The sequence below is a fragment of the Microlunatus sp. YIM B11417 genome, assembly GCF_059617205.1.
Genome location: NZ_JCAMPJ010000003.1, coordinates 53432 through 67871, shown reverse-complemented (window position 1 = coordinate 67871; position 14440 = coordinate 53432). Strand labels below are relative to the sequence as shown.

Sequence of the window (14440 nt, the reverse complement as noted above, 5' to 3'; positions counted from 1 at the left end):
TTAGCACCGTGTTAAGCGACCCGTCATGATCACCAACACGGTGCTGACCAGGCACGGCGCCGAACGCCGGGAGACGCTCCGCCACCCCAACGCCACGACGTTCCCTGAGCCTGTCGAAGGGCAGGGCAGGTCCGGCTCGGCCCTTCGACATGCTCAGGGCACATTCCAAGGGCCGGCTCAGGGGCGCAGCACGGTCTTGCCCACGGTGGTCCGCGCCTCGACGGCGGCGTGGGCCGCGGTCGCGTCGGCGAGCGGGAAGGAGGCGCCGAGGGTGGGGTTGATCAACTTCGCCTCGAGGTGCTTCAGGGCCCGCGCCGGCAGTGCCCGCCAGTCGTCCGGATCGGGCTGGTAGAGGCCGAGCACGGTGACGTCGGAGCGGTCCGCCGGCCCGGCGAAGTCACCGCTCGCCGCACCGTAGCCGAGGAACCGGCCGCCGGGCTTGATGATCTTGTACGCGGCTCGCCCGAGATCACCGCCCACGCCGTCGAAGACGACGTCCACCGATCCGACCCGGTCGGCCCAGCCTGCCTCGGAGTAGTCGACCGCCTCCGCCGCGCCGAGCTCGCCGACCCGGGCCAGCTTCGCGTGACCCCGCGCGGCGCCGACCACCGTGGCGCCGACGGCCGCCGCCAGCGGCACCAGCCAGTGACCGAGGCTGCCGGCCGCCGCGGTGATCAACACCCGGTCACCGGAACCGATCTCGGCCCGGTCCAGCTGGGCCAGCGCGGTCGACCCGTCGTGCAGCGCCGCCAGGGCGACGGCCGCGTCCAGATCGCCCGGGATCGGGAACACCTCGGTCTCCGGGACGGCCACCCGCTCGGCGTACCCGCCGCCGCGGTAGGTCCCGACCCCTCCGGTCCCGGCGATCACCCGCCGGCCGACCAGCCCGGACTCGACCCCGGCACCAGCCGAATGCACCACACCGGCCACTCCGGCGCCCGGAACGAACGGCGGCTTCACCGCGAAGTACTCCTGCCCCCACCCGCTGCGCAGTTGCGTGTCCAGGAACAACACCTCGGCCGCCTCGACCTCGATGATCAACTCGCCCGGGCCGGCGGTCGGCTCCGGCACCTCCTCCGTCCGGAGCACCTCGGGCCCGCCGAACTCGGTCACCACTGCTGCACGCATGACATTCCTCACTGTCGCGAATCGCTGAGGCTGTCCACGCTAGGAGTTGAAGTGAGGTTGAGCTCAAGCCAGGCGAGGCGGAATCACGATGAACATCACCGGCTCAGCCGGCGACGGACCGGACGACCAGGGCCACGAGCTCGTCGGTGGACCCCTCGTCGGCGAGCACGCCGGGCAGCGTGAGCTGCTCGATGATCAAGCCGGCCAGCGCCACATAGAGCACGATCACGGTGCTCCGGTCGCCGGGCATCCCGGAGGCCGCATGACCGGCGACATTGGCGGCAAGATCCTGTCGGACCCGTTCGGTGAACATCTCGCGCAGGGCCGGCCGGCGGGTGGCCTCCAGCCTGAGCTCCAGCATGGCCAGGTAGACCGACCGGCGCTCGATCAGCCGGGCCACCACGCCCTGCATGACCATGATCAACTCGTCCAGGGTGGACGCCGAGGCGGCTCGGTCGAGCTCGTCCGGGTCCGGTGCGAACCGTACGTAGAGGTGGGCCGCCACCTGGGTCAGCAGGTCGTCCCGGCTGGTGAAGTAGTTCGAGGTGGTGCCGATCGGTACGGCGGCCAGGCCGTCGACCATGCGGAAGGTGAGGCCTCGGGCCCCCTCGTCGGCGAGCGCCTCGATCGCGGCATCGAGCAGGGCGATCCGGCGTTCCGGGTTGCTGACCATGACATCTCCTCCGGCAATGAACCACTACGTTTGAAGTACCTTACCGTCACTAGGACGAATGTCACGGTCGTCCCCCACCGCAGCTACGTACGACGGCGTACCCGTGGTGCGCGGCACGGCGCAGCCCCGAACCCGTTCCCTGACGGACGACAACGAGGCCTGCGCAGACCAGGCTGAATCCCAAGCAAACAACGAGATCCACAAGGAGCATCCATCATGTCGAACACGGTCACCAGCAGCGCCGGCGGCGTCGGCGTCGGCGTGGGCCGGGCGGTACCGGCCCTGGTCGGCGCGGCCGGTTTCGCGCTGGTCTACTTCATCTCCGGGCCGATCAGTTCCTCGTTCGCGACCAGCACCGCGCCGCAGCCGAACGTGAGCGGCGAGGAGACCAAGGCGTGGCTGATCGAGAACACCATGGCGAGCGCGGCCCAGGCCGTGCTGATGCTCGTCTCGGTCGCCTTCCTCGCCGTCTTCGTGGCCTCGGTGGCGGCGATCACCCGATCGGCCGACGGACCGGCCCGGCGCTGGTCCATCGCCGCCGGTACGGCCGCGGTCGCCGGCATCGTGGTCTCCAGCGTGCTGGCCCTGGTGCTGGGCGGGCTCGTCGCCGGCCTCAGTCCGGACGCGGTGGTCGCACTCCGTACCGCGAACTTCATCGCCGGTGGCACCGCGCATGTCGCGCTGCTCGGCCTGTTCGCCCTCGCGGCGTCCAGGATCCCGGGGATGTCGAAGCCGGTCCGGATCTTCGCGATCGTGCTCGCCGTGATCGCGGTCGGCTCGCTCGCCTCGCTGGCGATCTACAACGCGTCGATCCTGATCCTCGCCGGCCGGGTGCTCGGCATGGTCTGGTGCCTGGTCGCCGCGATCAGCCTGGCCCGCCGGCTGCGTTCCTTCCCGCCCGCCTGAACCACTCCCAGAACAGGAGTCGATCATGTCCACGACCGTCCAGACCCGTTTCCCGCAAGGGCTTCTGGGCACCAGCTGGCCCGCCTGGCTGCTGCTCGGCCTGGTCCTGCTGGGCCTGCCGCGGACGATCCTGGCCGACCTCGGGATCGTGGCGCCGGAAAGCTCCTGGGTCTACTTCGTGCTGGCCCTGACCCCGTTCGCGGTCTGGTTCGCGGTCGCCGTCCTGCGGCGCACCGCGACCCCGATCCGTGATCATCTGCTGGCCGGCGCCCTGTACGGGCTGTCCCTGATCGCCGTCCACGAGGCGCTCTGGTGGGCCGGCACCTCGCTGGGCCACCAGCTGTCGAACGACCTGGCGGCGCACGCGTCCACCTGGGCGATCGCCCTGGCGATCGGGCTCGGCGTCGGCACGGTCGCCGCGGTGATCGCCTTCGTGGCCAACCGGGTCCGCCAGACCGCCGGATCCTGAGCCTCGCCCTTCGACAGGCTCAAGGAACGTGGTGGCTGAAGGCGGCGAAGGCGGCCGTGCCGCTCGGCTCGGTGCCGAGCGGTGCGGTGGCGAACAGGCCGACCTCGGCACCGATCCAGCGACCCGGGACGGCCTCGAAGCTCGCGTCGAGCCAGGACCAGGACCCGTCGGTACGGAAGCCGTACCGGCACCGGGCTTCGGCGTCCCAGTCCACCCGCAACTCCACCGTCGCCGGGACCGCCTCCGGCTCGGCGAGCTGCTCCTCGAGCGGGCTCGCACCACCGGTCCGGCAGACCAGCCGTGGACCGTCCTCGGTCAGCTCCAGCCCGATCCACGCGTACCTCTCGCCGAGCACGACCAGGCCGGCCCGGGTGCCGACGGCGCCGGCCAGGCTCAGCCGCACGCTGGCCGAGCCGGGCCCGCCCGACAGGGTCTGGCCGAGCACCCGCGGCAGGTCACGCAGGTTGCCGGGATCGTCGCCGTACGCGGGCAGCCGGAGCAGGCCGTCACCGCGCAGATCGGCCCAGCCGCCGACCGGGTTGCCCTGCCAGTGCCAGAGTGGCCCGAGCCGACTGCCGGTGAAGGCGTCGGACCGGGTCAGCCCGTCCCGGCCCGGGCTCAGGCCGGCCGGCACCGGATGCTCGCGGACCGGCTCGCCGCGCCGGCCCAGCTCCGGCCAGCCGTCCGAGCGCCAGCGCAGCGGCTGCAGATGCACCACCCGTCCGTACGGCCCGCGGTCGGAGAAGTGGACGAACCAGTCCTCCCCCGCCGGCGTGTCCACCCAGGCGCCCTGGTGCGGCCCGTTGATGTCGGTACCGCCCTGGGCGAGCACGATCCGGTCCTCGTACGGTCCCCAGAGCGAGCGGGACCGGAACACCGACTGCCAGCCGTCGGTGACCCCGCCGGCCGGCGCGAAGATCAGATACCAGCCGTCGCGGCGGTAGAGCTTCGGCCCCTCCACAGTCCGATAGCCGTCCAGTTGATCACCGTCGACGACGGTACGGCTCGGGCCGAGCACTCTCGTGCCGTCCGGGCTGATCGGGCAGAGCGAGAGCCGGTTGTTGATCCCGGCCCGGCTGGCCGCCCAGCCGTGCACCAGGTACGCCTTCCCGTCCTCGTCCCAGAACGGGCACGGGTCGATCAGCCCGCGGCCGGGATGGAGCAGGTGCGGCTCCGACCAGGGGCCCTCCGCGCGCTCCGCGGTGATCATGAAGATGCCGTGATCGGGATCGGGGTAGCAGATCCAGAACCGTCCGTGGTGATACCGCAGCGCCGGCGCCCAGACGCCCCCGCCGTGCCGCGGCAGCCGGTAGTGATCATGCGGCGGCACCGCCGGCAGAGCGTGCCCGATCGGCTGCCAGTTGATCAGGTCGGTCGAGGCCAGCAGCGGCAGGCCGGGCGCCCGGTTGAAGCTCGACGCGACCAGATAGAACGTGTCGCCGACCCGGATCACATCCGGGTCCGGCCAGTCCGCGTCCAGGATCGGGTTCCGGTACGTGATCATGAACCCGCCCGGACCAGCCGGCCGGTGAGCAGCTCCGGGTCGGTGTGCCAGCCGTCCAGCACCACCGCGCCGAGCCGGCACACCAGCACCTCCCCGGCAGCGAGTTCCACCGCGGCCGTCGAGGCCGGCGCCGGGCAGCAGCCGACGTAGCCGGAATCCCTGACGAACCAGGGATCCCGACTGCCCGGTTCGGTCAGCACGACGGTCCCGGTCCGGCCGTCCGGCCCCTCGTGCCGGACGGCGATCCAGGTCGCCCGGCGCTCGTGGATCGCCTCCGCACCGTCACCCAGCGGGCTGGTCACCTCGGTCCGGCCGTCGGCCGGGAACCGCCAGAAGATGCCGCCGTAGCCGGCGCCCGGCCGGCCGTTGACCGCCGACGACGCGATCCGCAGCGGCCGCTCGGCCCGCAGCTCGCTCGTCCAGTCCAGCGCCCAGGACCCCTCGTCCAACAGCCGGGCGGTGATCGTCCGCTGCTCGGTGATCACCACCTCACCGGTCCGGTCCTGCCAGTCCAGCCGCTCCTCGATCGAGGTCTCGGTGCGCCGGACCGTGCGGCGCAGCTGCCGGCCGTGGTTGTCCAGCGGGAGCGATTCCGGCCCGCCGCGGAAGGACCGGCCGCCCCAGTAGTTGTCGCCGTTCACGTCGGACAGGGCCAGCGAGACGCCCAGGTGGTGCCGATGATCGGCCGGTCGCTCGGCGGTCAGGGCGAGTCCGGCGCGCGTCCGTACCGGATGGAGGTGGGGCCGCGGCGCCAGGTCCGCCGGCAGGTCCTCGCCGGTCCGGTAGTCGGCGACCGGCACGCCGTCGATGATCAAGGAATCGGTCACTTCAGTCCCGTCGTCGCGATGCCCTTGACCAGGTACTTCTGGCCGGCGATGAAGAAGCCGATGATCGGCGCCAGCGAGACCACCGACATCGCGAACATCTGGCCCCACGAGCTCTGCCCCTCCGAATCGATGAACTGCCGCAGCGCCAGCGGCACCGTGTACAGCTCGGCATCGGTCAGGTAGAGCAGCGGCGAGAAGAACTCGTTCCAGGTCGAGATGAAGGTGAAGATCGCCGTCGTCGCGAACGCGGGCGTGCAGAGCGGCACGATGATCCGCCAGAAGGTCCGGAACGAGCCGCAGCCGTCCAGCCGCGCCGCGTCGTCCAGCTCGCGCGGCAGCGCCCGCATGAACTGCACCATGAGGAAGATGAAGAACGCGTTGCTGGCCAGGAAGTTCGGCACCACCAGCGGCAGGTACGTGTTCAGCCAGCCCAGAGAAGAGAACAGGATGTACTGCGGGATCAGCAGCACGTGCCCGGGCAGCATCAGGGTGCCCAGCATCAGGGCGAAGAACAGCCGCCGGCCCGGGAACTCGAGCCGGGAGAATGCGTACGCGGCCATCGCGCAGGAGAGCAGATTGCCGACGATGGTGAGCACGGCGATGATCAGCGAGTTCACCAGGTAGAGATCGAACGGGTACTCCAGCGCTGTCCAGCCGGCCAGGTAGTTGTCGAACCGCCACTGGGTGGACAGCAGGCCGAGGTTGGTGAAGATCTCGGTGTCCGGCTTGAACGAGCTGGACAGCATCCAGAGCAGCGGGTACATCATCACCGCCCCGATGGCGCAGAGCACCACATGCCGGAAGAACCGGCTGGACCGGGTGCTGCCCAGCCGTTCCACGTGGGCCAGGTCGGTCTCCGGGCGCTTGGCCCGGGAGCGCCGCTCCTTGATCATGATCGCGGACATGGCTCGCTCAGCTCTCGTAGAAGACCCAGAACCGCTGGGCCAGGAAGTTGATGCCGGTGAAGACCGCGACGATGATCAACAACAGCCACGCCATCGCGGAGGCGTAGCCCATGTCGAACTGGTTGAAGCCGCGGATGTAGAGGTAGAGGTTGTAGAACAGGGTCGAGTTCGCCGGTCCGCCGGAGCCGTTGCTCATCACGTACCCCTGGGTGAAGGTCTGCAGCGAACCGATCATGGACAGCACCAGGTTGAAGAAGATGATCGGGCTGATCAGCGGCAGCGTGATCGACCGGAACTGGTGCCAGCGGGAGGCGCCGTCGACGGCGGCCGCCTCGTAGTACATCAGCGGCACCTGGCGCAGCCCGGCCAGGAAGATCACCATCGGGGCGCCGAAGGTCCAGATGTTCAGCATGATCAGCACCGACAGCGCGGTCTGCGGGTCGGACACCCAGCTCGGGCCCTGGATGCCGAACAGCCCGAGGAAGGCGTTGACGATCCCGTTGGTGCCGAACACCTGCCGCCACAGCATGACGATCGCCACGCTGCCGCCGAGCAGCGACGGCAGGTAGAACACCGCCCGGTAGATCGGCAGGCCTCGGATCCCCTTGTTCAGCAGCAGAGCGACCACCAGTGCCGCCACCAGCGACAGCGGCACGCTGACGAACGTGTAGACGAACGTGACCACCAGCGACGACCGGAGCCGCTCGTCGTTGATCATGCCGACGAAATTGTCCAGGCCGACCCAGCGCGGCGCACTGAGCAGGTTGTAGTCGGTGAAGGACAGATACAGCGATGCCCCGAACGGGATGATCGTGAACAGCATCCCGGCGAACCACGGCAGCAGGAACACGTAGCCGGACCAGTCCCAACGCCGGCGCCGCCGCCGGCTGATCAACGGGACGGCCGTCATGAGTTGTTGGCCTTGAGGATCTTCGCCGCACCGTCGGTGAACTGCTTCGCCGCATCGGCCGGGGTGACCCGCTCGAACATCACCTCGGTGGCCAGGTTCGCGATCAGGTCCGCGATCTCGGAGCCGCCGATCGGATCCGGCCGGGACTCGGGCAGCTGTTCCTTGCTCAGGCCGGTGATGTAGTCGACCGATGTCTTGTCGTCCGGGTCCAGCGAGTCCGCGATCGCCTCCGCGACGGCCGAACTGGCCGGCACGCCGCGGGTCGGCCCGACCGCCTGGTTGCCCTCCACGCTGTTGGTGATGAAGTCGAGCAGCTTCAGGCCGCCGTCGATGTTCTTCGATTTCGTACCGATCGACCAGTACATGGCGGTGTCGATCGACATCCCGCGCCGCTTGCCCTGCACCTCGCCCGGCATCCGGTTCAGCTGCAGCTTGCCGCCCGCGGCCTGGTTGTACGCCTTCATGTTGTTGGTCGGGATGACCTGGGAGGCGATGGTGCCCTTGGCCAGGTACGACTGCTCGGCGCCGCCGCCGAGCGCCTCGACGAAGCCCGCCGGCGGCAGCGCACCGGTCTTGCGCTGCTCCACCGAGAAGTTGAACCAGTCGGTCATCGTCTTGGTCGAGACACCGAGCGTGTCGTCCGGGTTGTAGAGCTCCTCGCCGGTCTGCCGGACGAAGACGACGACGTTCTGCAGCGTGCCGAAGTCGAGATCGCCGCCGTACACCTTCTTGCCGGACGCCTTGGTGATCGCGGCGGCCATCGCGAAGTAGTCGTCCCAGGACCAGCTGTCGCCGTCCGGAACGGTGACGCCGAACTTCTCGGCCAGCGTCGTGTTGATCACGAAGCCGACGGCGTTCAGGCCGGCCGGGATGCCGTACATCGCCTCGCCGACCACGCCGATCTGCTGGATCGTCTCCGGGACGCCGTCGAGCTTGAGCACGTCCAGGTGCTCGCGCAGGTCGAGCAGCGCACCGCGGTCGGCGTACTCCCGCAGCGAGTCGCGTCGCTGCGCGAACAGGTCCGGCACGTCGCCGGCGGCGAACCGGGTGGCCAGCTTGTCCGCGTACGGCCCGCTGTCCTGGTACTCCGTGCGCAGCGTCGTCCCCGGGTTCGCCTTCGTGTAGAGGTCGAGCAGCGCCTGCGTCGACTTGGCCCGGGCCGCGTCGCCCCACCAGACGAAGTTGATCTCCCCCGCAGAGGCGGCCGGGCCCGCACCGCCGCCGAAGCGGTTGCAGCCGGTCGCGGCCAGGGCCACGGTCGCACCGGCGCCGGCGGACAGCCGGAGCAGTGCCCGGCGGGACACTGCGCCCGTCAGTTCAGTCGTCATCGACCCGTTCCTCTCTCGTCACCACCCCGGGCGACCTCGCCTCGGTAACCGCTTTCTACAAAGCTCACCGAAGCCGGGTCAAGGTCATGCAAATTCCACGGCGAAACCCGTACCCTTGCCGGGTGGAGGTCCGATGACGAAGCAGCGCCGGACCACGGCCGCAAGGGCGCAGCCGTCCGCCAAGCTGGAGACGATCGCCCGCCGGGCCGGGGTGTCCGTGTCCACCGTGTCGCGGGTGCTGAACGCCCGGTCCAACGTGTCGCCGGAGACCCGGCGCCTGGTCCAGCCGCTGCTCGAGGCCGCCGGGTACGAGATCAAGCTCGTCGACCGCCGCACGCCACAACTGGTGGACCTGGTCGTACCCAACTTCAAGTCGGCCTACCTGGCCGCCCTGTTCCGGGCCCTGGACGAAGCGGCCGCGCGACGGGCGGTGTCGATCGTGCTGACCAACCGCGACGCCGGCGCGAACTGGCTGGCCCTGATCTCACGCCGGCAGTCCCGCGGCGTCGTCCTCGCGGTGATCGATCTCGACGATCGCGAGGCGTCCTGGCTGGAGCAGAACGCGCTGCCGTACGTGCTGATCGACCCGGCCCACCAGCCGCAGCCCGACACCCCGTGGATCACCGCCGATCACCGGGCCGCAGCCCGGACCGCGACCGGGCACCTGATCGGGCTCGGGCACCGGCGGCTGGCGTTCGCCAGTTCGATCAGCGCGCTGGCCGGCGTGGAGCGAGAGATCGGTTTCCAGGAGGGCCTCGCGGAGGCCGGGCTCTCCCCCGGCCCGGTCGAGCGGTGCGACTCCTCCGGCGAAGGCGCCGCGGCAGCCCTGCGCCGCCTGCTCGACCGGCCGGAACCGCCGACCGGGATCGTCGCCTCGCACGACGACCTGGCCACCCGGCTGATCGGCGCTGCCCTCGGCGCGGGGCTGCGGGTGCCCGATCAGCTCAGCGTGGTCGGCTTCGACGACATCCCCGAGGCAGCCCGCTTCGTCCCGGCCGTGACCACGCTGGCCTCGCCGCTGGCCGCGATGGCGGCCCAGATCCTTGATCATCTGCTGGACCCGACCCCGGCCCGGCTGCGGGAACTTCAGCAGGGCGTACGGCTCCCGATGACCCTCCGCGTCCGCGCCAGCTCCGGCCCCGCCCCGACGCCCCCACCCCGCTGACCGGGCACAAGAGCGGGCGTTCCGGCGGCGTGTCGCCGCTCTTGTGCCGAGTCGGCGGGACGGGCGGGCCGGCCTCGCCTCGGCCACCAACGCCCACCAAGGAGCCGGTTGATGCGCCCCCTTGTCGCGGATGCTCTTGACGTCGAGCACTCCCGGCCGCTGAAGCGCTTTATCAGTTCGTGCGAAGAGAATTCGCGACACGCCCAAGCCGAGCGGTTCGGCGGAGATCCGCTACGGCGGCGAGTTTGCCAGCAAGGGTGCCGTCTCGTACTTCGGCGACCAGGAGTCGGGCCCAGCGCGGGAGTCGGTTGGCGTCCCCGGAGAACCGCGTGAGCGCTCCGAGTACGGCGAGCGGTGCGTCCATCGCGTGCTCCTCGGCCGAGACCGGACCGTAGGTTGCCAGGAACGTCTCGCCGACGGACGGCTCCAACTGGCTGATCACGTTCCTCAGGTCGCCGGCCCGGGTGCCGGTGCGCAGCAGCTCGAAGTCGATCATGATCGCCTCGCCCGGCCCGATGGCCAGGTTGGTCACGTGGAAGTCGTTGTGGACCAGGGTTTGCGGGAGCCGGCGCGAGGCGGCCAGCAACCCGTCCAGCTTGTCGGTGGCCCGGATCCAGGCCGGTTCATGATCAAGACCGAGCCGTCGGCCGGTCCGGTGCAGGGCGTCCGGGGTCAAGTGCTCGTACTCCCAGGGCACGTCGGCGTTGCCCGGCCCGGCATCGTGCAGGGTGCGGTACCAGTGGGCCAGGGCGGTGATCACCGCCGGATCGGCAAGATCGTCCTCGCGGGCGAGCCGCCGGTCCCCCGCCGCATCGAGATCCTCGAGCAGCAGCGCCGAACTGGTCGCCGCGATCACCCGTACCGTCGGCACGCCGAGCTCCGCCAGCAGCCGGTAGTTGGCGATCTCCGGCACCGACCCGGCCCCGGCGTCCTGAGCCTGTCGAAGGACCGGACCACCGTGTCCTGAGCCTGTCGAAGGACGGCACATCGGGGCCTCGCCCTTCGACAAGCTCAGGGGACGTTGTGGCCAGACCTTGAGGACGTACGAACGTTGCCGATCATGAACCCGGAAGACCCGATGGCCGGGACGGTCCCGGATCGACTCCAGGCGTGCACCATGATCGAGACCGAGCTCGCGCAGCACCTGCGGTTCGACCTGCATTCGTCCTCGTCCTAGAGTCGGCGGGGTGTCCGCCGGTCGTTATGCTCCCAGCCCGACGGGCGAACTGCACCTGGGTAATCTCCGCACAGCGGTGCTGGCCTGGCTGTTCGCCCGGTCCACCGGGCGCCGGTTCCTGCTCCGGTTCGAGGATCTGGACCGGAGCCGGGTCCGGCCCGGGTACGCGGAGCAGCAGGCCCATGATCTTGCCGCGTTGGGACTCACCTTCGACGGCGAACCGGTCGTCCAGTCCGCTCGCCAGGAGCGCTACACGGAGGCGTTGACCGCCCTGCTGCCGTACACCTTCGAGTGTTTCTGCACCCGCCGCGAGATCGCCGAGGCGGTCTCCGCGCCGCACGGGATGCCGGGCCGCTACCCGGGCACCTGCCGGGACCTCACCGACGCGGAACGCGCCGACCGGCGGAAGGACCGGGCGCCGGCGATCCGGCTCCGCGGCGGCGGCTCCGAGACCGCGACCGACCTGCTGCACGGCACGATCACCGGCGAGGTCGACGACGTGGTGCTGCGGCGCAACGACGGCGGCACCGCCTACCAGCTGGCGGTCGTGGTCGACGATGCCGACGCCTGCGTCGACCAGGTGGTCCGTGGCGACGACCTGCTCGACGCGACCCCGGCACAGACCCGGATCGCGCGCCTGCTCGGGGTGCCGGTGCCGGTCTACGCCCACGTACCGCTGGCCCTGAACGCCGACGGCGTCCGGTTGGCCAAGCGGGACGGAGCGGTGACTCTGAACGCGCTGGCCGAGCACGGCCTCGGGGCCGCGGGGGTCCTGACCATGATCGCCGTCTCGCTCGGCCTGGCCCGACCCGGCGAACCGGTCACGGCGGAACTGCTACTGGACCGGTTCGACCCGGCCCGGCTGCCCCGCGAGCCGTGGATCGTTACTGGCCTGCCTGGCTGAACAGCAGATCCACCACCAGGACGAGCGTCTCGCCCTTCTCGATCTTGGGCTTGTCGTTGCCGTCCGGGTAGCCCTGGTCCGGCGGGATCACCAGCAGCACCCGGCTGCCGACGGTCTTGCCGGTCAAGCCCTTGACCATGCCGGGCAGCAGCCCGGACAGGGCGGTGGTGGCCGGCTTGTCGCCGTACGTCTCCTCGAGCAGGCGCCCGTCCTTCCAGGCGACCCAGCGGTAGTTGATCGTCACCTGGTCGGTCTCGGCGATCTTCTTGCCGCTGCCCTCGATCAGGACCTGGGACTTGAGCTCCTTGGGCGGATCGGACTTCGGGATCGTGATCTCCGGCTTGCCGTCCTTGTCCGCGACGGTCGGCAGGCCCGCGGCGGGCTTGACGTCCTTGCCCTCGGGGCCGGTCAGCGGGATGCTCACGATGTCGACCACGAAGATCAACGTGTCGCCGACCTGGATGCTGCCGTCCTGGGTGCCGCCGGAAGCGTCGTACCCGTCCTTGCCCGGCATCGCGATCAGCACCCGGCTGCCCTGCTTCTGGCCGACCAGGCCCTTCTTGAAGCCGGCGATCACCTGGTCGACGTCGAACGCGATCGGCTTGCCGCTGCTGAACGACTCGTCGAACATCTTGCCGGTGCGGCCGTTGACGCCGTAGTAGCTGACCTCGACCGGGCCGGCCGCGGCGACCTTGGCGCCCTTGCCCTCGACCAGCACCTTGGTCTGCGTCTCGTTGATCCCCCACGGGGCCTTGAACTCGACCTTGGGCTCCTTGCCGTACGCGCCCGAAGCCTTGATCGCCGACAGGTCCTTTGACGGCTCGACGGGCTTCGGCGTGGGGCTCGCCGACGGGCTGGCCGAACTGCTCGGCACCGCACTCGAGCTGCCCGACGGGGACGCGGTCGAACTCGGATCGGGGGTTCCGCAGGCGGCCAGCGCGAACACGGACAGGGCCGCAGCGGCGGCGAACGCAGACTTGGTCGAGAGACGCACCCGCAAACCCTACCCGGATTCGATGTGGGCAACCTGTCGGCCCGCCCGCCGACACCCGCAGGCCTCCGCTTCACCAGGATTCTTGCCGCTTCACCACAGAAACCTCTCTGGTAAAGCGCCGGTTTTTCACGCAACGTGAAAAACCGACAGGGACCGTCAGGGGCGGCGCATCGAGGCGATCAGGCGGTCGACGCGCTCGTCGACGGCCACGAACGGGTCCTTGCAGAGTACGGTCCGCTGGGCCTGGTCGTTCAGCTTCAGGTGCACCCAGTCGACCGTGTAGTCGCTGCGGGACTGCTGGGCGGCCGCGATGAAGTCGCCGCGGAGCCGGGCCCGGGTGGTCTGCGGCGGCACCGACTTGGCCCGGAAGATCCGCGGATCGGTGGTGACCCGGGCGACCGTGCCGCGCCGTTCCATCAGGGTGAAGATGCCGCGGTCCCGCCGGATGTCGTGGTACGCGAGGTCCAACTGGGCGATCCGCGGGTCGGCCAGGTCGAGGCCGTGCTTGGCCGAGTAACGATCCAGCAACTGGTACTTGATCGCCCAGTCGATCTCGGTGTCGATCAGGGCCAGCTTGTCCTCGGCGACGGCGCGCAGGGTGCGCTCCCAGAGGTCCAGCACCCGGTCGATCGCCGGCGTGGCCAGGCCGTCCCGGCGGACGAACTCGGACACCTTCTCGAAGTACTCGTTCTGCAGTTCCAGGGCCGAGATGAGCCGACCGTTGGCGCACATCACCTTGGTCCGGCCGGTCTTGTCCCGGGCGATGTCGCGGATCGCCCGGATCGGGTTCTCCAGGGTGAAGTCGCGCATCCCGATCCCGGCCTCGATCAACCGCAGCACGAGTTCCGTACTGCCGACCTTGAGCAGGGTCGTCGTCTCACTCATGTTGGAGTCGCCGACGATCACGTGCAGCCGGCGGTAGCGCTCCGGGTCGGCATGCGGTTCGTCGCGGGTGTTGATGATCGGCCGGCTGCGCGTGGTGGCCGAGGACACGCTCTCCCAGATGTGCTCGGCCCGCTGGCTGACGCTGTACTCGGCGCCGCGCGCGGTGTAGAGCACCTTGCCGGCGCCGCAGATCAGCTGCCGGGAGACCAGGAACGGCACCAGCACGTCGGTGATCTTGGAGAAGTCGCCGATCCGGGAGATCAGGTAGTTCTCGTGGCAGCCGTAGGAGTTGCCGTGGCTGTCGGTGTTGTTCTTGAACAGGTAGATGTCGCCGGAGATGCCCTCGCTGAGCAGGCGCTGCTCGGCGTCGATGATCAGGTCCTCCAGGATCCGCATCCCGGCGGAGTCATGATCGATCAGCTGGATCAGGTCGTCGCACTCGGCGGTCGCGTACTCGGGATGGGAACCGACGTCGAGGTAGATCCGGGATCCGTTGCGCAGAAAGACATTGCTGGACCGGCCCCAGGTGACGACGCGCCGGAACAGGTAGCGGGCCACCTCGTCGGGCGTCAGCCGCCTGGTCCCGCCGGAGGTGCAGGCCACGCCGTACTCGGTTTCCAGACCGAAGATCCTGCGATCCATCAGCACTCCTCACCGGGTTCGGA

At 69.9% G+C, this 14440-nt stretch carries 14 protein-coding genes; 4 read left to right on the top strand and 10 right to left on the bottom strand.

The features are described from left to right. Positions 1–177 precede the first annotated feature (177 nt). On the bottom strand, positions 178–1128 hold the full coding sequence (locus AC6CCG_RS15485; RefSeq protein ID WP_496655469.1) for a zinc-binding dehydrogenase: 951 nt from the start codon (positions 1126–1128) through the stop codon (positions 178–180). 103 nt (positions 1129–1231) lie between these two features. Beyond that, a complete protein-coding gene (locus AC6CCG_RS15480; RefSeq protein ID WP_496655468.1) occupies positions 1232–1801 on the bottom strand; it encodes a TetR/AcrR family transcriptional regulator in 570 nt (189 codons plus the stop codon). 216 nt (positions 1802–2017) lie between these two features. On the opposite strand from AC6CCG_RS15480, the gene AC6CCG_RS15475 reads away from it, so the two are divergent. After that, a complete protein-coding gene (locus AC6CCG_RS15475; protein WP_496655467.1) occupies positions 2018–2707 on the top strand; it encodes a hypothetical protein in 690 nt (229 codons plus the stop codon). Positions 2708–2732: 25 nt separating this feature from the next. Then, on the top strand, positions 2733–3176 hold the full coding sequence (locus tag AC6CCG_RS15470; RefSeq protein ID WP_496655466.1) for a hypothetical protein: 444 nt from the start codon (positions 2733–2735) through the stop codon (positions 3174–3176). 19 nt (positions 3177–3195) lie between these two features. Here AC6CCG_RS15470 and AC6CCG_RS15465 read toward each other — a convergent pair whose 3' ends face one another. From AC6CCG_RS15465 to AC6CCG_RS15445, 5 genes are read right to left on the bottom strand one after another with little or no spacing between them, the layout of a single operon-like run. After that, the gene (locus AC6CCG_RS15465; protein ID WP_496655465.1) at positions 3196–4680 is read right to left on the bottom strand and encodes a glycoside hydrolase family 43 protein; all 1485 of its coding nucleotides are present in this window, start codon (positions 4678–4680) and stop codon (positions 3196–3198) included. Continuing rightward, positions 4677–5507, bottom strand: a complete 831-nt coding sequence (locus AC6CCG_RS15460; RefSeq protein WP_496655464.1) for a DUF6807 domain-containing protein — start codon at positions 5505–5507, stop codon at positions 4677–4679. Before AC6CCG_RS15460 ends, AC6CCG_RS15465 begins: the two co-directional genes overlap by 4 nt. Next, complete coding sequence (locus tag AC6CCG_RS15455) at positions 5504–6412, bottom strand: carbohydrate ABC transporter permease (protein ID WP_496655463.1); 909 nt, start codon at positions 6410–6412, stop codon at positions 5504–5506. Before AC6CCG_RS15455 ends, AC6CCG_RS15460 begins: the two co-directional genes overlap by 4 nt. Positions 6413–6419: 7 nt before the next feature. After that, positions 6420–7322 carry a carbohydrate ABC transporter permease gene (locus AC6CCG_RS15450; RefSeq protein ID WP_496655462.1) on the bottom strand — a complete coding sequence of 301 codons (903 nt, stop codon included), beginning with the start codon at positions 7320–7322 and terminating at the stop codon, positions 6420–6422. After that, a complete protein-coding gene (locus tag AC6CCG_RS15445) occupies positions 7319–8650 on the bottom strand; it encodes an ABC transporter substrate-binding protein (RefSeq protein WP_496655461.1) in 1332 nt (443 codons plus the stop codon). The genes AC6CCG_RS15450 and AC6CCG_RS15445 overlap by 4 nt, the downstream gene beginning before the upstream one ends. 133 nt (positions 8651–8783) lie before the next feature. Here AC6CCG_RS15445 and AC6CCG_RS15440 point away from each other — a divergent pair, with 133 nt between their 5' ends. After that, positions 8784–9815 (top strand): LacI family DNA-binding transcriptional regulator, encoded by a 1032-nt coding sequence (locus AC6CCG_RS15440; protein ID WP_496655460.1) that lies wholly within the window; start codon positions 8784–8786, stop codon positions 9813–9815. Between the two features lie 172 nt (positions 9816–9987). Here the strand turns inward: AC6CCG_RS15440 and AC6CCG_RS15435 are convergent, their stop codons facing one another. After that, positions 9988–10977, bottom strand: coding sequence for an aminoglycoside phosphotransferase family protein (locus tag AC6CCG_RS15435; RefSeq protein ID WP_496655459.1), 990 nt, complete (start codon positions 10975–10977; stop codon positions 9988–9990). 25 nt (positions 10978–11002) lie between these two features. Here AC6CCG_RS15435 and gluQRS point away from each other — a divergent pair, with 25 nt between their 5' ends. Then, positions 11003–11896 carry a tRNA glutamyl-Q(34) synthetase GluQRS gene (gluQRS, locus tag AC6CCG_RS15430; RefSeq protein ID WP_496655458.1) on the top strand — a complete coding sequence of 298 codons (894 nt, stop codon included), beginning with the start codon at positions 11003–11005 and terminating at the stop codon, positions 11894–11896. Here gluQRS and AC6CCG_RS15425 read toward each other — a convergent pair. Both AC6CCG_RS15425 and pafA read right to left on the bottom strand, forming a co-directional pair. Next, positions 11877–12890, bottom strand: a complete 1014-nt coding sequence (locus AC6CCG_RS15425; RefSeq protein ID WP_496655457.1) for an FKBP-type peptidyl-prolyl cis-trans isomerase — start codon at positions 12888–12890, stop codon at positions 11877–11879. The two genes, gluQRS and AC6CCG_RS15425, sit on opposite strands and share 20 nt — an antisense overlap. A gap of 156 nt (positions 12891–13046) precedes the next feature. Continuing rightward, positions 13047–14417 carry a Pup--protein ligase gene (pafA, locus tag AC6CCG_RS15420; RefSeq protein ID WP_179748491.1) on the bottom strand — a complete coding sequence of 457 codons (1371 nt, stop codon included), beginning with the start codon at positions 14415–14417 and terminating at the stop codon, positions 13047–13049. Positions 14418–14440: the final 23 nt, after the last annotated feature.